This is a genomic window from Stutzerimonas sp. CXK-1 (genome assembly GCF_057738225.1).
On sequence record NZ_CM173217.1, the window covers coordinates 500,599 to 521,603 of the forward strand.

A 21,005-nucleotide genomic window follows, 5' to 3' on the forward strand; every position below is an offset into this window, starting at 1 on the left:
GAGCGGCCCCGGCCGTCAGGCCAGCAGCGGCACCAGCATCAGCGGCCCGAGCGCCAGTAGCACGAAGCGGCCGTTCCAGCCGAAGGCGATACGCCACGGCGAAAGGCCGGCGTGGCGCGCCAGCATCAGCGCCGAGGGCCCGTAGGGCGAGAGCAGCATGGCGAGTGAAAACCCGGTGAGCAGGGCGACGGCTGGTTGCATGGTTGGTATGCCATGCCCGCCGAGTTGGGCGAGCAGAGCCGTACACAGGCTCAGCGAAACGATGGGCGCGACACCAAGCAGCGCCAGGCCGATGATCGCGAGCATGCCAAGCAGGCCCAGGAAGAAGCTCAGCAGCGGCGTCACGCCAAGGTGCCCGGCGATCGCCTGCACCGGAACCAGCGCGGCGACCAGGCCGGCGAGCACGGCCGAGTTGGCGAAGATGAATGTCTCGTTGCGCATGCCCGCCAGGGTGTCGCGCACTTCGCCATAGACCGCAGCCGGGCGCTCGCCCCAGCCGAGCAGGGTGACGATCACCGCAAGCGGCACCAGCAGCATGGCCGCCTGCGTGGCCGACAGCCAGCTGAACGTCGCCAACAGAGCGATGGCGAGGATGCCCAGCAGGCTCGCCAGCACCAGGCGGCGCATCCCCGGCTGTCCGGTCGAGGCTGCCGATGGCTGCGCTGCGCCGGCTTCGCGCAGGCGCTGCAGGCGGTGGTTGTCCAGCCGCCAGCCGATCAGCAGCAGAACCGTTGCCGCCAGCAGGCCGAAGGGCAGCAGGTGAACCCAGCTCAGCCCGGGCAATTCGCGCGTCAGGATGGCGATCGCCACGCTGGTCGGGGCCAGCAGAGGAACCAGCGCGAAGCCTCGCAGGGCGGCGACCATTACCCCTCGGCTGCCCTCGCGGCGCGCCTCCTCGGCATGCCCGTGGCGCTGCAGATGCCGGTCCAGCGAGCCGCAGACGAGGTTGAGCATGCCGAAGCTGAGGATCGAACTGATGGCAAAACTGCTCAGCAGGTAGCTGGGATACAGCCCCGCCGACGGGCCGGCAAGCAGCAGCCGGTGAAGGGCGTCGAACTGCTGCAGGCGCCGAACCAGGCAGTGCATCAGCCCCAGCGCACCGACGAAGGCGCCGTAATAGGCCGCCGAGGCAAGCATGCGCTGCACCTGGGGCCAACTGGCCTCGCCGCTCAGCAGCCAGTAGGCCAGCAATGCCAGCGTGACCAGCCCAAGGCGGCTGGGATAGGGCATTAGCGAACGCCAGTGCCAGACGAAGAACGCCGTCAGCAGGATGCCGCTGGTCACGCTCAGTGCTGGCTGCCGCATCACCAGGGCGAATAACTCGCACAGCAGCGCCAGAGGCAGCAGGGCGAGCATGGCTCAGCGCCGCTCCCGTAGGACGAAGGCGTCCGTGGCGCCTGGAAGGACGCACTCCTGCCTGCATCGGGCTTTGCGTTGGGGGCGTCGTGGGGGCGGTCGCCGTGAGACAGGCAGTGACGGGAACTCGAGCATGGGAAGGGGCGGGCGGCTGGCTTGCGCGGCAGACTGGCAGTCTTTAGGCTCGTGGTCAACTTCACGAAATGCTGTTTCGCATAGCGGAACTTGATCAAGCTGAGGAGGTGGCATGTTCAAGCGGATCGGCGTCATCGGCGCGGGCGTGATGGGGCGTGGAATCGCCCAGCTCTTCGCGTCGGCCGGCATCGAAATCAGGTTGTTCGATGCGCGCGAGCAGGCCGTGGAGCAGGCCCTGCAGGCAAACCGGGAGCTGCTGGCGCGCGGTGTGGCCAAAGGGCGCCTCACACCGGAGGCACTTGCCGCCACCTTGCAGCGCATGCAGCCGGCCAAGACGCTGGCGGAGCTGGCCGACTGCGATCTTCTGATCGAAGCGATCGTCGAGGAGCTGAGTGCGAAGCAGGCGCTGTTTCGCGAACTGGAGGCGCTGGTGGCCGAGGACGCCGTGCTCGCCAGCAACACCTCGTCGCTGTCGATCACACGCATTGCAGCCGGGTGCCGCTGCCCGCAACGCGTTGCGGGCCTGCATTTCTTCAACCCGGTGCCGCTGATGCGGCTGGTGGAAGTGGTGCGGGGTGAGCGTACCGAGACAACGGTCGTCGAGCGGTTGGTCGCGCTGGTCGAGCTGGCCGGCCATTTCCCGGCGATTACACCCGATTCGCCGGGTTTTCTGGTCAACCATGCCGGGCGGGCATTCGGCAGCGAAGCGCTGCGCATACTCGGCGAGGGCATCGCCAGCGCCGAACAGATCGATCGCATCCTGCGAGACGGTCCCGGGTTCCGCATGGGGCCGTTCGAGCTGTTCGATCTGACGGGGCTGGATATCTCCCATGCGGTAATGGAGTCGATCTACCACCAGTACTATCAGGATCCGCGCTATAGCCCATCGCCGCTGGCTGCGCAGCGGGTGGCGGCCGGCCTGCTCGGGCGCAAGAGCGGTCTTGGCTTCTATCGTTACGAGCAAGGGCGCCAGCTGCGCTCGGCCGAGCCGCAGTATGCGCCGGTGGAGTTGCGTCAGCCTTTCTGGCTCGGGGTCGAGGATCCGCAGTTGCATGCGGCGCTCAGCGCGCTGATTCGCATGGCTGGCGGAGAGGTCGAGGCGGGCGAGCACCCGGGTGCGCAGGCGATCTGCCTGATCGCACCGCTGGGTGAAGATGCCAGTGCGGCCATCGCCCGGCTCGCGCTGCCGGCACCGCGCACGCTCGCCTATGATGCCTTCTCCAACTTCGAGCGCCGGCGCGTGCTGATGCGCCAGCCGGCACTCGAGCCCGGCGTGGAGGCGCAGGCGCGCCAGGCGCTGGCGGCTGACGGCGTGGCCGTTGAAGTGATCAACGACTCGCCCGGATTCGTCAGTCAGCGCGTCATCGCCAGCATCGTCAACCTGGGCTGCGAGATCCTGCAAAAGGGCATCGCCGACGCGGCAACGCTGGACCGAGCAGTCGAACTGGCGCTGGGCTATCCGCGCGGACCGCTAGCGCTGGGTGAACACTATGGCGGTGCGCAGGTGCTTGCCGTGCTCGAGGGGCTGCAGCGGTGCTACGGCGGGGAGGCGCGCTATCGTCCCAGCCCGTGGCTACGCAGGCGCGTCCAGCTCGGTCTGCCGCTGGCCACTCCGGACGCCAGCTGATCGGCGCAGCCCCGCCGACCAGTGACGCCTTCAGTTTCGTCGTGCCCGGCCGCTAGCCTGATTGGCCTCCAATGCAGGCCACTTGCTACCAAGGGCCACTGTCGTCTCCCGGTGCGTCCAGGTAAAACTGTTCTTGCGACGAGAGAACAAGAGGCCTCCGATGCGTTCCGCTAATCGCCGTTTTCCACTGGTCGGCCTGCTCCATGGGCTGGGTATCTGTGCCGTCGCTCTGCTGCAGGCCTGGCAGGAGCCGCCGCTGGCCTTCAGCCTGGCCCTATTTCTCGCTGCCGCGCTGTGGCCCTGGTTTGGCCCCTGGCGCGTGGCGCAGGTGCCGGCAGCAGAGGAAGCGGCTCGGCCGGACTTCACCGAGCTGAGCAAAAACCTTTCGCACACTACCTGCCACAATGCCCTGGCCTCGGCGCAGGTGGCCTTCAGTGCAGAGCAGCTGGCCAGCCGCCTGCAATCACAGCTGCAGGCCATCAGTGAAATCGCTAACGGAGCGCAAGCGGTCACCCAGACCGAACAGCACAGCGCCGAGCAGGCGCGTCAGGCGCTGCAGGCCGCCGAAAGCGTGCGAGCGAGCAGCGACACGGGCCAGGCCGGCCTGGCTCAGGCGATCACTCGCATGCAGCAACTCAGCGATCAGACGCGCACCAGTCGCGAACTGATCGACGGCCTGTCCGCACGCACCGATGACATCCGCCAGATCACCGACGTGATTCAATCGATCGCCAGCCAGACCAACCTGCTGGCGCTTAACGCGGCCATCGAGGCGGCGCGTGCCGGCGAGGCCGGGCGCGGCTTCGCGGTGGTCGCCGACGAGGTGCGCAACCTGGCGGCGCGCACCAGCACCGCGACCGAGGAAGTGGGCCGCATGGTCGCCGACATCCGCCAGCAGAGCGAGGCGGTGGTGAGCTTCATCCAGCAGCAGGCGCACGAACTGGACCAGGCCGCCGTGCAAGTGGCCGGCGCCGGCGAGCAACTGACCGGTATTGCCGAGCTGGCCAGCGGTGTCGAGGCACAGGTGGCGCAGATCACCGCAGGCACCGCGAGCAATCACGAGCGCCTCACCGCGCTGTTCGTCGCGCTCGATCAACTGCGCAGCGATGCGTTGGACAGCGGCGAGCAGACCCGTCAGCTCGAGCAGGCGGCCGAAAAACTCGTCGGTCAGGCCGAGAGCGCGAGCGAGCAGCTGGCCGAGGTCCAGCTGGACGACTACCACCAGCACATGTTCGACCTGGCGCGCCGCGGCGCCACGGCAATCGCGGCGCGCTTCGAGGCGGACATCGACGCCGGGCGCATCCGCCTCGACGACCTGTTCGACCGCAAGTATCAGGCCCAGGCCGGAACCGATCCGCAGAAGTACCACACCCGGTTCGACCGCTATGCCGACGAGGTACTGCCGCCGATCCAGGAGCCGCTGCTGGCTGGCAGCGAGGCGGTCGTCTACGCCATCGCCACGACGCCGGAAGGCTACGTGCCGACGCACAACCGCGCGTTCAACCACCCGCCGGTCGGCGATCCAGATATCGATCGCGCCAGGAGCCGTGGCAAGCGCCTGTTCAACGATCGCACCGGAGCTCGCTGTGGCAGCCACCAGCGGCCGGTGCTGCTGCAGACTTACAGCCGCGACACCGGCGAGCTGATGCACGACCTGTCGGTGCCGATCATGGTCAAGGGGCGTCATTGGGGTGGGTTGCGGCTGGGTTATCGCCCGGAAGAGTGATTTCAGCGACTGATCTGCGGCGAAAGGTCGCGGCCGGGCTAGGATGTACGGACTCGTGAAGGAGCGCCGCCAGGTGCTCCGCAGCCGATCCGGAGCGCTGGCCATGAAGACCCTGACCGATCACCTCGCCCAATACGCGGCCTATCACCGCGACCCGCGCAACCTGCTCACGCACTTCATCGGCGTCCCGATGATCGTGGTGGCGGTGGCGATCCTGCTGTCGCGCCCCGGAGCCGAATACGCCGGCCTTTGGCTGAGCCCGCTGTTGCCGGTCGCGCTGGCCGCAGCGGTCTTCTATCTGCGTCTGGATCTTCGCTACGGCATCCTGATGGCGGCCTTTCTCGCCGTTTGCGTCTGGCTGGGCGCCGTCTTGGCCCGAGCGCCGCTCCCGCTCTGGCTGAGCGCCGGCCTCGGCTTGTTCGTCGTCGGTTGGATCATCCAGTTCGTCGGCCACTTCTTCGAGGGGCGCAAGCCGGCATTCGTCGACGACCTCAGCGGGCTGATCGTCGGGCCACTGTTCGTCGCCGCCGAACTCGGCTTCCTCTGCGGGCTGCGTGAGCCGCTGCGTCGAGCCATCGAGGCGCGGGTCGGACCGGTCCGCCAGCGTAATCGCCGCGCCGAGGCCTGACGCCGTCCGGCTTTACTGGCCGAGCGCCATCCACTGGTCGCTGAGGCTGCGCGTGTGCCGGTCCACGGTGATCGGAGCAAACGGCCGGCCCGAGGCCGTCGAGAAGTTGTTGCTGGCGCTGTTCATGTCCTCGAGAGCGACCTTGAGAAAATCCCAGCGGGTCTTCAGCGAGGCCAGTTTCGATTCCTGCCCCTGAAGGGTGGCGAACTCGGCGTCGATTGCCGGCACCAGCTGCCGTTCGTCCTGGCCGAGATAAGTGTCGGGTTGTTCGCGGGCGGTCTCGAATGAACCGATGTAGGCGCGGCTCAGATACTGCACCGCAAGGTATTCGACCTTGGCCGGCAGTTCGGCATGTACGCCCGGCCCCTGCTGGGCGCGCGCGGCGGTGAGGAAGTCGCGCAAGGCCTTGCTCAGCTCCAGCGGCCAGCCCCAGGGCATGTCGTCTTCCTTGAAACCAAAGGCCGCCCCCTCGCGTAGCTTGGCTTCGAGCGCTCGGTGGCTCTCACGCAGCGGCGAGCTGACCGAGGGCAGGGCCTGCAGCGCTGTATCCAGCGCCTGGATGTCGCGTTCCATGCGGGCCAGGTGGGCCTTCTGAAAGCCCTCGCCGCGGTACAGCAGCAGGCTGCTGGTGGCGCGACTGGCGTGGATCTGCAGGGTCTGCAGGGTTGAGAGTTCCTGCTCGGTGGCGCTCTCGGCCAAGGCGGGTAGCCAGCCGAGTAACAGCACCAAGAGCCATATCCCTATGCGATGGCGCATTGTTGTGCTCCTTTTTTGTTTTTATCGAAGCGGTATCGCGTGCGCAGTTGGCAATCGCAGAGACTAGACCACCACTGGCGAAGTGGTATCACCCCAAAGAACGATTTTCTCGCCGCGGGTGTGGCCGCTAGAGCATGCGTTCGAAGCCGATGACGTCAGTCAGCCAGGCATTGAGGCGACGCCACAGGCCGCCCGGCTCCTTGAGCAGCAGGTGGCGCCGGCCATTGTCCTCGGCCAGCCAGGCGAGCACCTGCTCACCTTCACGCTCGATCAGCCGCACTTCGTAGCTGATCGCCGGGGCCATACCTTCCAGCGTCAGGCGCTGCACTTCGGCCGCCAACTCAGGGCTTTCCACCAGAATCCCCACCTCGGTGTTCCACAGCACCGAGCGCGGGTCGAAATTCAGCGAGCCGATAAAGACCCGTTGTCGATCGAACACGGCCGCCTTGCTGTGCAGGCTCGACTCGGACTCGCCGAACAGGTTGTACGAGGTTTTTTCATCCGGCTGACGCCGCATTTCGAACAGCCGCACGCCGCGTGCGAGCAGCTCCCGTCGATACGGGGCGTAGCCGCCGTGCACCGCGGGTACGTCGGTAGCCTCCAGTGAGTTGGTCAATACGCGGACGGTGGCGCCCGCCTCGGCGAGCCCGGCCAGATAGTCGACGCCTTCGTCGGTCGGCACGAAATAGGCCGAGACCAGGGTCAGCTCACGCTTTACCGAGCCCAGGGCAGGTGCGAGTTGAGTGGTCAAAAGCAGTTCCGGGCCGGGCAGCCCGGGGGCGGTGACCTTGTCCGGAGCGTCCCACATGGCCTGGCCGGGCGCCCAGATCATCTCGTCCAGCCATTGCCGCAGCTGCGGTTGTTGCCGATAGCGCAGCAGCCGGTGGTAAAGCGCGTCGGCCTCGCGGCGCGCCTTGTCGAGCGACCGGTGCAGCTGGCGGCGGGCCTTGTCCAGGCTCGCCTGGCGCGGAGGCCGCCAGAGAAACTGCTCGATCGGCACGCTCAGGCTGTGGTTCCAGTACTGATCGAAGCTGTCGGCCAACTGCCGCGCCACGGGGCCGGCGGCGAGCAGGTCAATGTCGGTGAAGTTCAGCCGCTGGTCGGCATCGAAGTATTCGTCGCCCAGATTGCGCCCGCCGACGATGGCCAGGTGGCTGTCGGCGAGCATCAGTTTGTTGTGCATGCGCCGATGTTGCTGCGACAGATGCAGCAGGCGCCCGAGGGCGCGCGTTATACCGGTGCTGCGGCCGAGGTGCAGCGGATTGAACACGCGGATCTGGATGTTTGGATGGGCGGCCAGGGTCGCGATGCGGTAATCGCCCCCGTCACTGGCGGTGTCATCGAGCAGCAGGCGGATGCGCACGCCACGGTCGGCGGCGGCGAGCAACTCGACGACCAGGGCGCGCGTCGACAGGCCGTCGTGCAGGATGTAGTACTGGATGTCCAGGCTCCGGCTGGCGGCACGAATCATCTCGGCGCGCGCCGCGAAGGCTTCGTTGCTCTGCGGCAGCAGCCGATAGCCCGACTGGCCGGCGGCATGCCCGGCAGCCAGTTGCTCGATGCGCTGCACCAGCGGCGAATTCTCGGCGGGCAACGCCTGGCTCGGCTCGGGGCGAGGATGGCTGGCGCAGCCGACCAGCGCCAGCACGATCAGTAGCAGCAGGGACGCGCGCACGGTGGTGTCCTGTCCGGGAGGCTCGTTTCGCTTGGACGCCGGCCCGCGAGCGAAATTCAGAAGCGGTCCTTGAACCGATACCAGAGCATGCCCAGCGCGAGCAGTGGCGAGCGCAGCGCGCGACCACCGGGAAAAGCACGGTGCGGCACGCGGGCGAACAGGTCGAAGCCCCGGCTCTGGCGCTCGGCGATGGCCTGACCGAGCAGGCGGCCGGCCAGGTGGGTGGCGTTGAGTCCGTGGCCGGAATAGGCCTGGGCGTAATAGATGTTGGGCTGATCGTCGAGCCGGCCGATCTGCGGCAGGCGGTTGGCGCCGATGCCGATCATGCCGCCCCAGGCGAAGTCGAGGCCAATGCCGCGCAGCTGTGGAAACACCTCGAGCATCTTCGGCTGCATGTACGCGCGGATGTCCTTCGGGTCCCTGCCGGAGTAGTGGCAGGCGCCGCCGAATAGCAGGCGGTGGTCGGCCGAGAGGCGAAAATAGTCGAGTGCCACGCGCTGGTCGCACACCGCCATGTTCTGCGGCAGCAGTTCGCGCGCCAGGGGCTCGGGCAAACGCTCGGTGGCGATGATGTAGCTGCCGGCTGGCAGCACCCTGGCGGCGAGCCTGGGCTCGAGGCCGTTGAGGTAGGCATTGCAGGCCAGCACCAGCGAATCGGCTTGCACGCTACCGCTGGCGGTTTCGATGCGCAGAGGCGTACCGGGGTGAATGCGAGTGACCGGTGAGTGTTCGTATAGCTGCACGCCCAAAGAGCGTGCGGCGTGCGCCTCGCCCAGGGCGAGGTTCAGCGGGTGCAGATGACCCGAGCCCATGTCGACCAGCCCGCCGAGGTAGCGCTGCGAGCCGATGACAGTCGGCATGTTGACCCGTGAAACGCGCTGCAGCGCATGCGGATAGCCCAGGCGCTGCAGATCGGCATATTCCTCGTCGAAGTTCTGCAGGTGCCTGGGCTTGGTCGCCAGGTCGCAGTAGCCCCAGGTCAGATCGCAGTCGATGCCGTATCGCTCGATGCGCTCGCGCACGATCTGCACGGCCTCGATGCCCATGCGCTTGAGCTCGGTGACGCCTTCCTCGCCGAGCACGGAGCTGAACTGCTCGACGTCGTGGCCAACTCCGCGGATCAACTGGCCGCCGTTGCGGCCGCTGGCGCCCCAGCCGATTTGACGTGCTTCGAGAAGGATGACCGAGAGTCCGCGCTCGGCCAGTTCGATGGCGGTATTCAGCCCGCTGAAGCCGCCGCCGATCACGCAGACGTCGGCGCGCTGCTCGCCTTCCAGGCAGGGCAGGTCGAGTTCGCGGTTGCGGCTCGCAGCATAGTAGGAAGGGGCGTGGTCGGCCTCGGCCGTCGGCGTGGCGCAGGAGTTCTGTTCGGTTCGCATGCGCCCTAGGGTAGACCGGCAGCGGCGCGCAGGGCAAAACCTCGGACAGGGCAGATCGGCCGAAACGGCTGGCGCATTGCGCCGCAGGCGGCCGGTCGCTCAGTCAGGTACCGGCAGCTCCAGCGATTCCTTGACCTCTTCCATGACGATGTAGCTCTTCGATTCGCGGACATGCGGCAGCTTGAGGAGGATGTCGCCGAGCAGCTTGCGGTACGACGCCATCTCCGAGATGCGCGCCTTGATCAGGTAGTCGAAGTCGCCGGACACCAGATGGCATTCGAGCACATGCGGCAGCTTCAGCACGGCACGACGAAACTCCTCGAAGATGTCGCCGGACTTGTAGGCCAGGCTGATCTCGACGAACACCAGCAGGCCGGCCTTGAGGTGCTGCGGGTTCAGGCGCGCCGAATAGCCGAGGATGATGCCCTCGCGCTCCAGGCGGCGGACGCGCTCCGTGCAGGGGGTGGTCGACAGCCCGACCCGCTCACCCAGCTCGGTGAAGGGGAGGCGACCTTCGGCCTGGAGGATGCGCAGGATATGGCGGTCGATCTTGTCCAGTTCGCGGCGAGCCTGATGGCGGGTTCGCATGGGTAAATAACCTCCACAGAAAGGCTTGGTGCCGTTAATAAACGCCGAATTTAGCCGTTTATATAGGGAATAACACTAGATAGGCCTTTCTATACTCGCCTCAAGAACGACTCTCGGATAAGTCCGCGGCGAACGGGCGAGGAGGCTTGCAATGCGTGTTCTGGTATTGGGCGGTGGCGTCGTTGGCACGGCCAGCGCTTACTATCTGGCCAGGGCCGGCTTCGAGGTGGTGGTGGTCGATCGCCAGCCGGCGGTGGCCATGGAAACCAGCTTCGCCAATGCCGGACAGGTATCGCCGGGCTATGCCTCACCCTGGGCCGCGCCGGGCGTACCGCTCAAGGCGATCAAGTGGCTGTTGCAGCGCCACGCGCCGTTGGCGATCAAGCTCACCGGTGACGTCGCTCAATACCTGTGGATGGCGCAGATGCTGCGCAACTGCACGGCGGCGCGCTATGCGGTGAACAAGGAGCGCATGGTGCGTCTGTCCGAATACAGTCGCGACTGCCTTGACGAGCTGCGTGCTGAAACCGGCATCGGCTACGAAGGACGCCAGTTGGGCACCACCCAGTTGTTCCGCACCCAGGCGCAGCTTGACGCCGCAGCGAAGGACATCGCGGTGCTCGAGCGCTCCGGCGTGCCTTACGAATTGCTCGACCGCAACGGCATCGCGCGCGCCGAGCCGGCGTTGGCGAAGGTGGCTCACAAACTGGCCGGCGCGCTGCGCCTGCCCAATGACCAGACCGGCGATTGCCAGATGTTCACCACTCGCCTGGCGGAAATGGCCCGGGAACTTGGTGTCGAGTTCCGCTTCGGGCGGGATATCCAGCGCCTCGAACACCAGGGCGACCGCCTCGCCGGCGTCTGGATCGATGGCCAGCTGGAGACCGCCGATCGCTACGTCCTCGCATTGGGCAGCTACAGCCCGCAGATGCTCAAGCCGCTGGGCATTCGCGCGCCGGTCTACCCGCTCAAGGGCTATTCGCTGACCGTGCCGATCACCGATCCGGGCATGGCCCCGATGTCCACCGTGCTCGACGAGACCTACAAGGTGGCGATCACCCGTTTCGATCAGCGCATCCGCGTCGGCGGCATGGCCGAGATCGCCGGCTACGACCTGTCGCTCAACCCGCGCCGGCGCGAGACGCTGGAGATGGTCGTCAACGACCTCTATCCGCTGGGCGGCGACACGCACGAAGCGGTATTCTGGACCGGACTTCGCCCGGCCACGCCGGACGGTACCCCGATCATTGGCGCGACGCCCTATCGCAACCTGTTCCTCAACACCGGGCATGGCACGCTCGGCTGGACCATGGCCTGTGGCTCCGGTCGGGTGCTGGCCGATCTGCTGGCCTCGAAGCGGCCGCAGATCAGCACCGATGGGCTGGACATTTCCCGATACGGCTACCGCAAGGAGCAACGCAAGCATGCCCATCCGGCGTCTGCACACTGAAACCCGCTACAGCGAAGCGGTCATCCACAGCGGCACGGTCTATCTCTCGGGACAGCTGGCTGACGATCTGTCCGGGGACATCCGCCAGCAGACCCGCGAAACGCTCGCCAGCATCGATCGCCTGCTGGCCGAGGTGGGCACCGACAAGACACGCCTGTTGTCGGCGCTGATACACCTGCGTGACATCGACGGTGACTACGCCGGCATGAACGAGGTGTGGGACGCCTGGGTCCCGGCGGGTTCCGCGCCAGCGAGAACCACCGTCAGGGCCGAGATGTACGCGCCGCAGGTGCGCGTCGAGATCACGGTCGTCGCCGCGCTGCCGGACCTCTCCGGGCCCGATCTCTAACACCGCCCAGGCGGCCAGTGCGCAAGAGCGCCTGGTCGCTTCGTCGTGTTGTAAATACTGAACGCGATTGCCATCATTGGCGCCAATCCGTATCGCTCTTAAAGGGGGCTCCCGTATTGGACGTTGGCGTTCGTTTGCAGACCATCCGCAAGCTCAAGGGGCTCTCACAGCGCGAACTGGCCAAGCGCGCCGGGGTGACCAACAGCACCATCTCGATGATCGAGAAAAACAGCGTCAGCCCGTCGATCAGCTCGCTGAAAAAGGTGCTGGGCGGGATCCCCATGTCGCTGGTGGAGTTCTTCTCGCCCGACTTCGATCAGGACGGCGACACCCAGGTGGTCTACAAGGCCGGCGAGCTGATCGATATCTCGGACGGCGCGGTGAGCATGAAACTCGTCGGCAAGGCCCATCCGGGGCGCGCCATCGCTTTCCTCGACGAGACCTATCCGCCGGGTACGGATACCGGCGAGGAAATGCTCAACCACCAGGGCGAGGAGGCCGGCATGCTGATCGAGGGGCGGCTCGAACTTACCGTCAACGGTCAGACCTACATCCTCGAACGCGGCGATAGTTACTACTTCGAGAGCAGCAAGCCGCATCGCTTTCGCAATCCCTTCGACCAGCCGGCACGGTTGATCAGCGCGACCACCCCGGCCAACTTCTGAAAAAGCGGCGACCGCTGGCGGTGCAATGCGACACAGGGTCGCTATGGCGGCGGATTGTTTCAGGCGGGCAGGCTTGTCGGTATACTACCGGCCGCTCGCGATACCGTGGCCGCGAGCGTAACCAGCCACATGAGGGTATAAGGTGAACCTGATTAAGAAGATCCTGGTAGCGCAGGCTGCCGTAGTGGCCCTGTGGGCAGTGAGCGCTCAGGCTGCGACCAATGATGATATCGCGGCACGTCTGAAGCCGGTTGGCGAAGTCTGCGTGCAGGGCGAAGAGTGTGCCGCTGCTGGCGCCGGTGCGGCTGCTGCAGCGGGTGGTGCAGCGCGCAGCGGTGCCGATGTGGTCGGCAAGTTCTGTAACGCCTGCCATGGCTCCGGCCTGCTCAACTCGCCGAAGGTTGGCGACACCGCCGCCTGGAAGGCCCGCGCCGATGCGGCTGGCGGTCTGGACACGCTGCTCCAGCACGCCATCAACGGTATCCGCGCCATGCCGCCGAAAGGCACCTGCGCCGATTGCTCGGATGACGAACTGAAGGCCGCCATCGAGCACATGTCCGGCCTGTGATCGCCACGCGCTGATCGCACCCGCAACGAAGCCGCCCGATTGGGCGGCTTCGTCGTTTCTGGCGGAGAAAAGCCGGGCTGGCGTCGGTCCATTGGACATGTACGGCTGCGCATCCCGCGTGGCACCGCCAGCTTCCAGAGGTCGATATGCCCAGCACCGCTCCGCAGCCGGAACAGCTCTTCTTTTGCAGCGACGGCCGAACGCCGAACAGCCCGCACCCCGTATTGCTCTACCGCGGTTTGCCCCTGGCCGGCGGCGATTACGCCAGCGCCTTCGAGCGGCTGTTCGCCAGTCATCTCTGGCCCGCGCAGTGGCGCGCCGGCGTGTATGACTATCAGCACTACCATTCAACGGCGCACGAAGTGCTGGGCGTCGCGCGCGGCCGTGCTCGGCTGAAGCTCGGCGGCGAATCCGGTCAGGAGGTGGAGGTGCAGGCCGGCGATGCGCTGGTGCTACCGGCCGGCACCGGGCATTGCCAGCTCGAGGCGAGTGACGATTTCGAGGTGGTCGGCGGCTATCCGCTCGAGCAGCGCTACGACGCCTTGCGGCCGGACGCTGACAGCCACGACCTAGCCGCCGCGAGGGCAGCACAGGTTCCCGTGCCGGTAAGCGATCCGGTCGGTGGTACGCAGGGTGCTCTGGTCGCGCTCTGGCGGCGTGGCTGAAGCTTATTCGACGAACTGGACCTGGCCGTTCTCGAGTGACTTCACACGGGCCAGCGACTCGACGCGCAGCCCGGCTTCTTCCAGCTCCTTGCGCCCGGCCTGGAAAGACTTCTCGATGACAATGCCGAGCCCGGCGATGCTCGCGCCAGCCTGCTCGATGATCGAAATCAGCCCCTTGGCCGCTTTGCCGTTGGCCAGGAAGTCATCGATGATCAGGATCCGGTCGCTGGGCGACAGGTGATTCGAGGCGATGGCGATGGTGGTTTCCAGCTGCTTGGTGAACGAATACACCGAAGCGGTTAGCAGGTTGTCGGTGAGCGTCAACGACTGGTGCTTGCGGGCGAAGATCACCGGGACGCCAAGCTCCAGCCCCGTCATTACCGCCGGGGCAATGCCCGAGGCCTCGATGGTGACGATCTTGGTCACGCCGGCATCGCGAAAGCGCCGGGCGAATTCCTGGCCGATCGCCTGCATGAGCTTCGGATCGATCTGATGATTGAGGAAAGCGTCGACCTTCAGGACTCGGTCGGACAGTACGATGCCTTCACTGCGGATTTTCTGTTTCAGCTGTTCCACGAACGCGCAACCTCAAGCGAACCCCTTGGAAACAGGCCGGACAAGACCTCGGTGCAGCGCCATGAAACGGCACGAGGCGACGCGTTTTTCGCGTCGCCTCGTCGAATGGCGCCAACACTGCGACTTTCCGCAGCCTGGAAAGCCGCGCATTCTCGCCTAAATCGACCCGCCAGTTCAAAGCGGGTATTTCAATCCACCGGTTCGATCGACAAGCGGCGAAAGCGAACGGCCTCGCCGTGGTGCTGCAGCACCAGATGGCCCTCGCTGGCCTGGGCGAAGCCGGCAAAGCCGGCGAACTTGCCGCCGCGCATCGCTTCGCGCAGCCCAGGGTCGTCCAGTGCGCAGGCCAATACTCGGCGCCCGGCCAGCCAATGCTCGACGTGCTGGCCTCGCAGGCTGACCGCGCCGCTGATGAATCTACCGTGTTCGATCGGCGTAGCCGGCTCGGCGGCGCGCAACGCATAGAGCGCACCGTTGCGGGTGGTCGGCTGGCGGCCGTCGGGGTGGTGGGCGTCGTCGAGCAGCTGCATCTCCGGGCCGCTGTGCCAGGCCAGCTCGGCGGCCTCGTCGACGCGGTAGAACACGCCGGAGTTGCCGCGCTGCGGCAGGCTGAATTCGAAGCGGAAGACGAAATCACGGTAGCGCTGACGCGAGATCAGGTCGATGCGCGGCGCGCCGGCAATCGCCTGCAGCTCGTCGCCGGCCACCTGCCAGCTGCCCTGCGGGAAGGCGTCGCAATGCCAGCCGCGCCATTGATCGGCGTTCAGTGGGTAGGGCTTCACGGTCAGGGCTCCTCCGGTGCGGATGGTCGGCGCGGGCGGCTTGCGGGACGAGGACTCAAGGGCTGACATCAGCCGCCATCTGAGCGATCCGACCCGTCTACCGACGATGGGTTCGGCAATGGGAACGCAGCTCTGGCACGGGCGCCTAAGCTTGTGTCAGCCCCTCTCACTGGAGACTGTCATGCTGCGTATTGCCATCAACGGTTACGGTCGTATCGGTCGCTGCGTCCTGCGCGCGCTGTTCGAGCGCGGACTGGAAAACCGCATCCACGTCGAGGTCATCAATGATCTCAGCGACATCGCCACCCTGGCGCATCTGACCCGCTTCGATTCGACCTTCGGCCGCTTTCACGGCCAGGTCGATGTGCGCGACGACGTGATGCAGATCCGCGGCCAGTCGATCCGGCTGCTGCGCGAGCGCGATCCGGCGCAACTGCCCTGGAAGGAACTCGATGTCGATGTGGTGCTGGAATGCTCGGGGGTATTCAAGAAGCGCGAGCAGGTCGACCAGCACCTGCAGGCCGGTGCGCGGCGTGTGCTGGTGTCGCACCCGCTCGACAACGCGGACCTGACGGTGGTCTACGGCGTCAACCATCAGTTGCTCGGCAGCCAACGGGTGGTTTCCAACGCCTCCTGCACCACCAACTGCCTGGCGCCGCTGGCCAAGGTGCTGCACGAAGCGGTGGGCATCCGCCAAGGGCTGCTCAATACCGTGCACTCCTACACCAACGACCAGAACCTGCTCGACAAACCGCACCGTGATCTCTACCGCGCCCGTGCTGCGGCGCTGTCGATGATTCCCTCGACCACCGGCGCAGCCAAGGCCATCGGCCTGGTGCTGCCGGAGCTGGCCGGCCGCCTCGACGGCCTGGCGGTACGGGTGCCGACGCCGAATGTCTCGCTGGTCGACCTCACCTTTGTCGCCGAGCGGTCGCCGGGCGGTGTCGAGGCGATCAATCGGGCGCTGATTGAAGGCGCACGGCAGATGCCGCAAGGGGTGATGGAATGCAATGACCTGCCGCTGGTGTCGAGCGACTTCAATGGTCATCCGCTGTCGTGCGTGGCCGACCTCAGCCACACGCGGGTGCAGGGGGACCTGGTCAAGGTGCTGGCCTGGTACGACAACGAATGGGGCTTCTCCAATCGCATGCTGGATGTGCTGCTGGCCTGGCCAAAGGTGCTCGACCAGCCGTGAGCGATGAGCTCTGGCGCGAGTCCCTGGCGGCCTTCCGCGCCGCGCTGGCCGCCGACGCGCCAACGCCTGGCTGCGGCGCGGCCGCCGCGGTGACCGCCGACCTGGGGCTGGCACTGGTGGTCAAGGCGCTGCGTATCAGCCGTCGGCACGCCGACAGCGTCGCGCTGGCCGAGCAGCTCGCGCAGGCCGAGTCGTTGCTGGGCCGCCTCGGCCGTTTCGCCGACGAAGACATGCAGGCCTTCAGCGACTACCTGCAGGCCGCGCAGCGAGGCGATGAGGCGCGCGACCTGGCGGCCCGCCAGGCCTGCGCCGTACCTCTGGCCAGTGCGCACGGTTGCCTGCAGGGGCTGGAGATCGCTGTCGTCGCCCGGCCGCTCGTGCGTGGCGCGCTGTCCAGCGATGTGCACGCTGGGGGGCTGCTGCTGCACGCCGCGCTGTCGGCGGCCTTGCTCAATGTGGATGCCGATCTCGCGCAACTGTCCGCCGCACAAGCGCACCGGCTGCGCGCGGCGCGAACGCGTCTGCAGCAGGACGCCGATCGCTGTCTCGCCGCTCTTCGGTAGCAGTCTAACCTCGTCGCTGGCTAAAACGAGACGAATTGTCTCATTTTTCACTTGACGCACTCCCGGCTGCTTTCTAGGCTCTGCCTGTCATATCGATACTTTGAGTCTCAGAATAAGTGCGGAGGGTTCGCCCTCGCGACCGTGGAGGGCCCCTATGAGTCATCGCATCGTTCTGCCGCGCCTGATGGAAGTCGGCGCTGGCGCCAGCGGGCAACTCGCCCGCGTATTGCAGGAACTGGGCTGCAGTCGCCCGCTGATCGTCACCGACCGCATGATGGTCGAGCTCGGCTATGTCGCGCGCATCGCCGGTCAGCTGGAAGAGGCCGGCATCGCCAGCCAGTGCTTCGCCGATACCCTGCCCGAACCGACCGCTGCCTCCATTCGCGCCGGCGTCGAAATGGTCCGCCAGGGTGATTTCGATTCCATCGTCGCCCTCGGCGGTGGCAGCCCGATCGACTCGGCCAAGGCCATCGGCATCCTCGGCAAGTTCGGCGGCGAGATGCGCGACTACCGCTTCCCGCGCGATGTCAGCGAGGCCGGCCTGCCGCTGATCGCGATCCCCACCACCGCCGGCACCGGCTCGGAGGCGACGCGTTTCACCATCATCACCGACGAGACCAGCGACGAGAAAATGCTCTGCGCGGGCCTCGGCTTCATGCCCATCGCTGCGCTGATCGATTACGAGCTGACTCTCTCGCTGCCGCCTCGGGTCACCGCCGACACCGGCATCGACGCGCTGACCCACGCCATCGAGGCCTATGTCAGCCGCAAGGCCAGCCTCTACAGCGATTCGCAGGCGCTGGAAGCCATGCGCCTCTTGGCGCCGAACCTGCGCACGGCCTTCCACGAGCCGGGCAACCGCGCCGCGCGTGAGGCCATGATGCTCGGCGCGACCCTGGCCGGAATCGCCTTCTCCAACGCCTCGGTGGCGCTGGTGCATGGCATGAGCCGGCCGATCGGCGCCTTCTTCCATGTGCCGCATGGGTTGTCCAACGCCATGCTGCTGCCGGCGATCACAGCCTTCTCGATTCCCGCGGCGCCGGAGCGCTACGCCGACTGCGCCCGGGCCATGGGCGTCGCCGCACAGACCGACAGCGTCGAGGTGGCGAACGCCAAGCTGCTCGCCGAGCTGCGCGCGATCAATCAGGAGCTGAAAGTGCCGAGCCCGGAACAGTTCGGCATCGCCCGCGAACGCTTCTTCGAATTGCGCGAGACCATGGCGCGCCAGGCGCTGGCCTCCGGCTCGCCCGGCAACAACCCGCGCGTACCCACGGAAGCGGAAATCATCGACCTCTACGAAACCGTCTGGAACCAGGAGTGAAGCCATGCAGACCCTCGGCAATCTGATCAACAACGAGGCCGTCGCAGGCCGCTCCGAGCGCCATGCCACCGTCTACAACCCGGCCACCGGCGAGCCGCGCCTGTATGTCTCGCTGTCCTCGGCGGACGAGACCCGTGAGGCCATCGCCGCTGCCCAGGCCGCCTTCGAAGGCTGGTCGAAGACGCCGCCGCTGGTGCGCGCGCGGGTCATGTTTCGTTTCAAGGAACTGCTCGAAAAACGTCGCGACGACGTCGCCCGGCTGATCACCAGCGAGCACGGCAAGGTCTTTTCCGACGCCCAGGGCGAAGTGACCCGCGGGCTGGAAGTGGTGGAGTTCGCCTGCGGCATCCCGCATCTGCTCAAGGGCGAGTTTTCTTCCAATGTCGGCCGCGACATCGATTCGAACTCGCTGATGCAGCCGCTGGGCGTCTGCGCCGGGATCACCCCGTTCAATTTCCCGGCCATGGTGCCGCTGTGGATGCTGCCGGTGGCCATCGCCTGCGGTAACACCTTCGTCTTGAAGCCCTCGGAGAAGGACCCCAGCGCGACGATGCTGATCGGCGAACTGCTGGCCGAGGCCGGGTTGCCGACCGGTGTGTTGAACATCGTCAACGGCGACAAGGAAGCGGTGGACGTGCTGCTCACCGATGAGCGGGTGCAATCGGTCAGCTTCGTCGGCTCGACGCCCATCGCCGAATACATCTATGCCACCGCCTCGGCCCACGGCAAGCGCTGCCAGGCGCTGGGCGGGGCGAAGAACCATATGGTGGTGATGCCCGACGCCGATCCGCAGCAGGTGGTCAGCTCGCTGATGGGCGCGGCCTACGGCTCGGCCGGCGAGCGCTGCATGGCGATTTCCGTCGCGGTGTGCGTCGGCGACGAGGTGGCTGACAAGCTGGTCGAAATGCTCAAAGGCGAAATCAGCCAGATGCGCACCGGCCCGGGCCTGGGCGTCGAGCCCGAGCCGCACATGGGGCCGCTGGTGACCCGCGAGCACCAGCAGAAGGTCAGCGGCTACATCGATCTGGGCGTGGAAGAGGGCGCAACGCTGGTCTGCGACGGTCGCGGCATCAAGGTCGAGGGCCACGAGAACGGCTTCTATGTCGGCCCGACGCTGTTCGATCGGGTCACGCCGAGCATGCGCATCTACCGCGAGGAAATCTTCGGCCCGGTGCTGGCCGTGGTGCGGGTTGCGTCGTTCGACGAGGCGCTGCAACTGATCAACGACCACGAGTTCGGCAACGGCACCTCGATCTTCACCCGTGACGGCGACACCGCGCGGCAGTTCGAGGAGAACGTCAAGGTCGGCATGGTTGGCGTCAACGTGCCGATTCCGGTGCCGATGGCCTTCCATTGCTTCGGCGGCTGGAAGCGCTCGGTGTTCGGCCCGCTGAACATGCACGGCCCGGATGGGGTGCGTTTCTTCACCCGGATGAAGACCGTGACCCGGCGCTGGCCCACCGGTATCCGTGCCGGCGCCGAGTTCGCCATGCCGACCATGAAGTAACCCGCGCGGTACCGTTGCACTGGCGGTGCCGATCGCTACACTCCCGGGCGCCCTGCGGGGCGTCCATTTCTATCGAACGACAAGGCAGACGATGCGCAGCACTCCCCGCGAGAAAGGCTCTTCCATCACCCGCGTGCTGGAAATCATCGAAGCGGTCGCCGCGGCGAAGGAGCCGCTCAGCCCGACCGCGCTGGCCGAGCGCCTGGACATCCCCAAGGCCAGCGCGCACCGGCTGGTGCAGACGCTGGAGAAGGAAGGCTTCCTGCAGTTCGGTCTGCGCGGCGGGCTGCTGCCGGGCGAGCGCCTGCATGTCGCGGCGCTGAACATCCTGCGCAGCAGCCGGCACAAGGCGCTGCGCCAGGCGATCCTGCGCCAGCTCTCCCAAGCCATCGGCGAGACCTGCGGGCTGGCCATCCCGGACGGGCTGGACATGCTCTATTTCGACCGGGTGCAGACCAACTGGCCGCTGCAGATCAACCTGCCGATCGGCAGCCACACGCCGCTCTGGTGCACCGCCAGCGGCAAGCTCTACCTCGCCTCGCTGCCGCCGGAGCAGCTGGAGCGGGTGCTGCCGCGCCTGCCGCTGCAGCGGATGGCGCGCAACACCCTCACTGACCTCAGCGCGCTGCGCGACGACCTGGCGCGGGTGCGGGAAGAGCAACTGGGCACCGACTGCGAGGAGTTCATCGACGGCATGGTCGCCTGTGCGGTGCCGGTACGTGCATCCGACGGCGAGCTGCTGGCCTGCCTGTTCAGCCACGCGCCGGTGATCCGCTGTTCGATGGCGCAGCTGCTGGAGTTCGTGCCACGGATGCGTGCCGCTGCACGCGAACTGGAGGCGGTGCTGGGCAGCGCGGCGGCGCTGGAGGCCGATCAGAGCACGTAGAACAGAATGGCGATGAAGTGCAGCAGGCTGCCGACCATCACGAAGATGTGCCAGATGCCGTGCCAGTGCCGGAAGCGGTCGTCGAAGACGAAAAAGACGATGCCCACCGTGTAGCAGATGCCGCCGGCCAGCAACCAGCTGAAACCGGCGCCGCCCAGGGCGGCGAACAGCGGCTTGACCGCCACCAGCACGACCCAGCCCATCACCGCGTAGATCACCAGTGACAGCACCCGTGCTTCGGAGCGCGGCTTGATCTCCTGCAGCATGCCGATCACCGCGAGGCCCCAGACGATACCGAAAAGCGTCCAGCCCCAGGCGCCAGCGAGGGTGACCAGACAGAACGGCGTGTAGCTGCCGGCGATCAAGAGGTAGATCGACAGGTGGTCGAGCTTGCGCATGACCACCTTCGCCCGCCCGCGCAGGCTGTGATAGAGCGTCGAGATGCTGTAGAGCAGGATCAGGCTGAGGCCGTAGATCGCCACGCTGACGATCTTTGCCGGCGAGCCGTCGAGCGCGGCAAGCACCAGCAGCCAGATCGCCCCGACGCTGGCCAGGGCAGCACCGACCAGGTGCGTCCAGGCATTGAAGCGTTCGCCGTGATACATCCC

The 21,005-nt window shown here is 66.6% G+C and carries 21 protein-coding genes; 13 read left to right on the forward strand and 8 right to left on the reverse strand.

Translation table 11 applies throughout. From position 1 onward, the window contains the following. Positions 1 to 15: 15 nt before the first annotated feature. Positions 16 to 1,356, reverse strand: a complete 1,341-nt coding sequence (locus AC0KXH_RS02435) for a hypothetical protein (protein ID WP_488224094.1) — start codon at positions 1,354 to 1,356, stop codon at positions 16 to 18. 247 nt (positions 1,357 to 1,603) lie between these two features. On the opposite strand from AC0KXH_RS02435, the gene AC0KXH_RS02440 reads away from it, so the two are divergent. The 3 genes from AC0KXH_RS02440 (at position 1,604) to AC0KXH_RS02450 (ending at position 5,472) form a co-directional block, all read left to right on the forward strand. After that, complete coding sequence (locus tag AC0KXH_RS02440; RefSeq protein ID WP_488224095.1) at positions 1,604 to 3,118, forward strand: 3-hydroxyacyl-CoA dehydrogenase; 1,515 nt, start codon at positions 1,604 to 1,606, stop codon at positions 3,116 to 3,118. A 160-nt stretch (positions 3,119 to 3,278) separates the two neighbouring features. After that, positions 3,279 to 4,844 (forward strand): methyl-accepting chemotaxis protein, encoded by a 1,566-nt coding sequence (locus tag AC0KXH_RS02445; protein WP_488224096.1) that lies wholly within the window; start codon positions 3,279 to 3,281, stop codon positions 4,842 to 4,844. A 103-nt stretch (positions 4,845 to 4,947) separates the two neighbouring features. Beyond that, positions 4,948 to 5,472, forward strand: coding sequence for an Mpo1 family 2-hydroxy fatty acid dioxygenase (locus AC0KXH_RS02450; RefSeq protein WP_488224097.1), 525 nt, complete (start codon positions 4,948 to 4,950; stop codon positions 5,470 to 5,472). Positions 5,473 to 5,484: 12 nt separating this feature from the next. Here the strand turns inward: AC0KXH_RS02450 and AC0KXH_RS02455 are convergent, their stop codons facing one another. The 4 genes from AC0KXH_RS02455 to AC0KXH_RS02470 all read right to left on the reverse strand — a co-directional run bounded on the left by AC0KXH_RS02455 (position 5,485) and on the right by AC0KXH_RS02470 (position 9,870). Beyond that, a complete protein-coding gene (locus AC0KXH_RS02455; protein WP_043218161.1) occupies positions 5,485 to 6,228 on the reverse strand; it encodes a hypothetical protein in 744 nt (247 codons plus the stop codon). 127 nt (positions 6,229 to 6,355) lie between these two features. Further along, the gene (locus AC0KXH_RS02460; protein WP_488224098.1) at positions 6,356 to 7,903 is read right to left on the reverse strand and encodes a phospholipase D family protein; all 1,548 of its coding nucleotides are present in this window, start codon (positions 7,901 to 7,903) and stop codon (positions 6,356 to 6,358) included. 56 nt (positions 7,904 to 7,959) lie between these two features. Then, complete coding sequence (locus AC0KXH_RS02465; protein WP_212542833.1) at positions 7,960 to 9,282, reverse strand: NAD(P)/FAD-dependent oxidoreductase; 1,323 nt, start codon at positions 9,280 to 9,282, stop codon at positions 7,960 to 7,962. Positions 9,283 to 9,381: 99 nt separating this feature from the next. Continuing rightward, positions 9,382 to 9,870, reverse strand: a complete 489-nt coding sequence (locus AC0KXH_RS02470; RefSeq protein WP_043218166.1) for an Lrp/AsnC ligand binding domain-containing protein — start codon at positions 9,868 to 9,870, stop codon at positions 9,382 to 9,384. Positions 9,871 to 10,021: 151 nt separating this feature from the next. On the opposite strand from AC0KXH_RS02470, the gene dadA reads away from it, so the two are divergent. The 5 genes from dadA (at position 10,022) to AC0KXH_RS02495 (ending at position 13,567) form a co-directional block, all read left to right on the forward strand. Beyond that, the gene (gene dadA, locus AC0KXH_RS02475) at positions 10,022 to 11,320 is read left to right on the forward strand and encodes a D-amino acid dehydrogenase (RefSeq protein WP_043218167.1); all 1,299 of its coding nucleotides are present in this window, start codon (positions 10,022 to 10,024) and stop codon (positions 11,318 to 11,320) included. Next, positions 11,295 to 11,669: a RidA family protein gene (locus tag AC0KXH_RS02480; RefSeq protein WP_043218168.1), complete on the forward strand. Its 375-nt coding sequence runs from the start codon at positions 11,295 to 11,297 to the stop codon at positions 11,667 to 11,669. The genes dadA and AC0KXH_RS02480 overlap by 26 nt, the downstream gene beginning before the upstream one ends. A 116-nt stretch (positions 11,670 to 11,785) precedes the next feature. Then, on the forward strand, positions 11,786 to 12,334 hold the full coding sequence (locus tag AC0KXH_RS02485) for a cupin domain-containing protein (protein WP_043218169.1): 549 nt from the start codon (positions 11,786 to 11,788) through the stop codon (positions 12,332 to 12,334). 142 nt (positions 12,335 to 12,476) lie between these two features. After that, entirely contained in the window at positions 12,477 to 12,902 is a 426-nt protein-coding gene (locus AC0KXH_RS02490) for a c-type cytochrome (protein ID WP_043218171.1), read from the forward strand. Between the two features lie 146 nt (positions 12,903 to 13,048). Next, entirely contained in the window at positions 13,049 to 13,567 is a 519-nt protein-coding gene (locus tag AC0KXH_RS02495; RefSeq protein WP_061337917.1) for a cupin domain-containing protein, read from the forward strand. Between the two features lie 3 nt (positions 13,568 to 13,570). Here the strand turns inward: AC0KXH_RS02495 and AC0KXH_RS02500 are convergent, their stop codons facing one another. Beyond that, positions 13,571 to 14,143, reverse strand: coding sequence for a xanthine phosphoribosyltransferase (locus AC0KXH_RS02500; RefSeq protein ID WP_043218177.1), 573 nt, complete (start codon positions 14,141 to 14,143; stop codon positions 13,571 to 13,573). Positions 14,144 to 14,331: 188 nt separating this feature from the next. Continuing rightward, the gene (locus tag AC0KXH_RS02505) at positions 14,332 to 14,925 is read right to left on the reverse strand and encodes a 3-keto-disaccharide hydrolase (protein ID WP_428744146.1); all 594 of its coding nucleotides are present in this window, start codon (positions 14,923 to 14,925) and stop codon (positions 14,332 to 14,334) included. 181 nt (positions 14,926 to 15,106) lie between these two features. Here AC0KXH_RS02505 and gap point away from each other — a divergent pair, with 181 nt between their 5' ends. The 5 genes from gap to AC0KXH_RS02530 all read left to right on the forward strand — a co-directional run bounded on the left by gap (position 15,107) and on the right by AC0KXH_RS02530 (position 20,397). Next, a complete protein-coding gene (gap, locus tag AC0KXH_RS02510) occupies positions 15,107 to 16,120 on the forward strand; it encodes a type I glyceraldehyde-3-phosphate dehydrogenase (protein ID WP_200627577.1) in 1,014 nt (337 codons plus the stop codon). Further along, positions 16,117 to 16,683 carry a cyclodeaminase/cyclohydrolase family protein gene (locus AC0KXH_RS02515; RefSeq protein ID WP_241833443.1) on the forward strand — a complete coding sequence of 189 codons (567 nt, stop codon included), beginning with the start codon at positions 16,117 to 16,119 and terminating at the stop codon, positions 16,681 to 16,683. The genes gap and AC0KXH_RS02515 overlap by 4 nt, the downstream gene beginning before the upstream one ends. Positions 16,684 to 16,837: 154 nt before the next feature. Further along, positions 16,838 to 18,004, forward strand: a complete 1,167-nt coding sequence (locus AC0KXH_RS02520) for an iron-containing alcohol dehydrogenase (RefSeq protein ID WP_312764589.1) — start codon at positions 16,838 to 16,840, stop codon at positions 18,002 to 18,004. A gap of 4 nt (positions 18,005 to 18,008) precedes the next feature. Next, a complete protein-coding gene (locus AC0KXH_RS02525) occupies positions 18,009 to 19,511 on the forward strand; it encodes a CoA-acylating methylmalonate-semialdehyde dehydrogenase (protein ID WP_488224099.1) in 1,503 nt (500 codons plus the stop codon). Between the two features lie 91 nt (positions 19,512 to 19,602). After that, positions 19,603 to 20,397: an IclR family transcriptional regulator gene (locus tag AC0KXH_RS02530; RefSeq protein WP_488224100.1), complete on the forward strand. Its 795-nt coding sequence runs from the start codon at positions 19,603 to 19,605 to the stop codon at positions 20,395 to 20,397. On the opposite strand, the gene trhA is transcribed toward AC0KXH_RS02530, so the two are convergent. Beyond that, a complete protein-coding gene (trhA, locus tag AC0KXH_RS02535) occupies positions 20,385 to 21,002 on the reverse strand; it encodes a PAQR family membrane homeostasis protein TrhA (RefSeq protein WP_043218191.1) in 618 nt (205 codons plus the stop codon). The genes AC0KXH_RS02530 and trhA overlap by 13 nt on opposite strands. Positions 21,003 to 21,005 lie beyond the last annotated feature (3 nt).

Excerpts from the sequence above, each read along its gene's own strand:
- AC0KXH_RS02435 (WP_488224094.1), bottom strand. The coding sequence starts at position 1,356 with ATGCTCGCCCTGCTGCCTCTGGCGCTGCTGTGCGAGTTATTCGCCCTG.
- AC0KXH_RS02440 (WP_488224095.1), top strand. The coding sequence starts at position 1,604 with ATGTTCAAGCGGATCGGCGTCATCGGCGCGGGCGTGATGGGGCGTGGA.
- AC0KXH_RS02445 (WP_488224096.1), top strand. The coding sequence starts at position 3,279 with ATGCGTTCCGCTAATCGCCGTTTTCCACTGGTCGGCCTGCTCCATGGG.
- AC0KXH_RS02450 (WP_488224097.1), top strand. The coding sequence starts at position 4,948 with ATGAAGACCCTGACCGATCACCTCGCCCAATACGCGGCCTATCACCGC.
- AC0KXH_RS02455 (WP_043218161.1), bottom strand. The coding sequence starts at position 6,228 with ATGCGCCATCGCATAGGGATATGGCTCTTGGTGCTGTTACTCGGCTGG.
- AC0KXH_RS02465 (WP_212542833.1), bottom strand. The coding sequence starts at position 9,282 with ATGCGAACCGAACAGAACTCCTGCGCCACGCCGACGGCCGAGGCCGAC.
- AC0KXH_RS02470 (WP_043218166.1), bottom strand. The coding sequence starts at position 9,870 with ATGCGAACCCGCCATCAGGCTCGCCGCGAACTGGACAAGATCGACCGC.
- dadA (WP_043218167.1), top strand. The coding sequence starts at position 10,022 with ATGCGTGTTCTGGTATTGGGCGGTGGCGTCGTTGGCACGGCCAGCGCT.
- AC0KXH_RS02480 (WP_043218168.1), top strand. The coding sequence starts at position 11,295 with ATGCCCATCCGGCGTCTGCACACTGAAACCCGCTACAGCGAAGCGGTC.
- AC0KXH_RS02495 (WP_061337917.1), top strand. The coding sequence starts at position 13,049 with ATGCCCAGCACCGCTCCGCAGCCGGAACAGCTCTTCTTTTGCAGCGAC.
- gap (WP_200627577.1), top strand. The coding sequence starts at position 15,107 with ATGCTGCGTATTGCCATCAACGGTTACGGTCGTATCGGTCGCTGCGTC.
- AC0KXH_RS02520 (WP_312764589.1), top strand. The coding sequence starts at position 16,838 with ATGAGTCATCGCATCGTTCTGCCGCGCCTGATGGAAGTCGGCGCTGGC.
- AC0KXH_RS02525 (WP_488224099.1), top strand. The coding sequence starts at position 18,009 with ATGCAGACCCTCGGCAATCTGATCAACAACGAGGCCGTCGCAGGCCGC.
- AC0KXH_RS02530 (WP_488224100.1), top strand. The coding sequence starts at position 19,603 with ATGCGCAGCACTCCCCGCGAGAAAGGCTCTTCCATCACCCGCGTGCTG.
- trhA (WP_043218191.1), bottom strand. The coding sequence starts at position 21,002 with ATGTATCACGGCGAACGCTTCAATGCCTGGACGCACCTGGTCGGTGCT.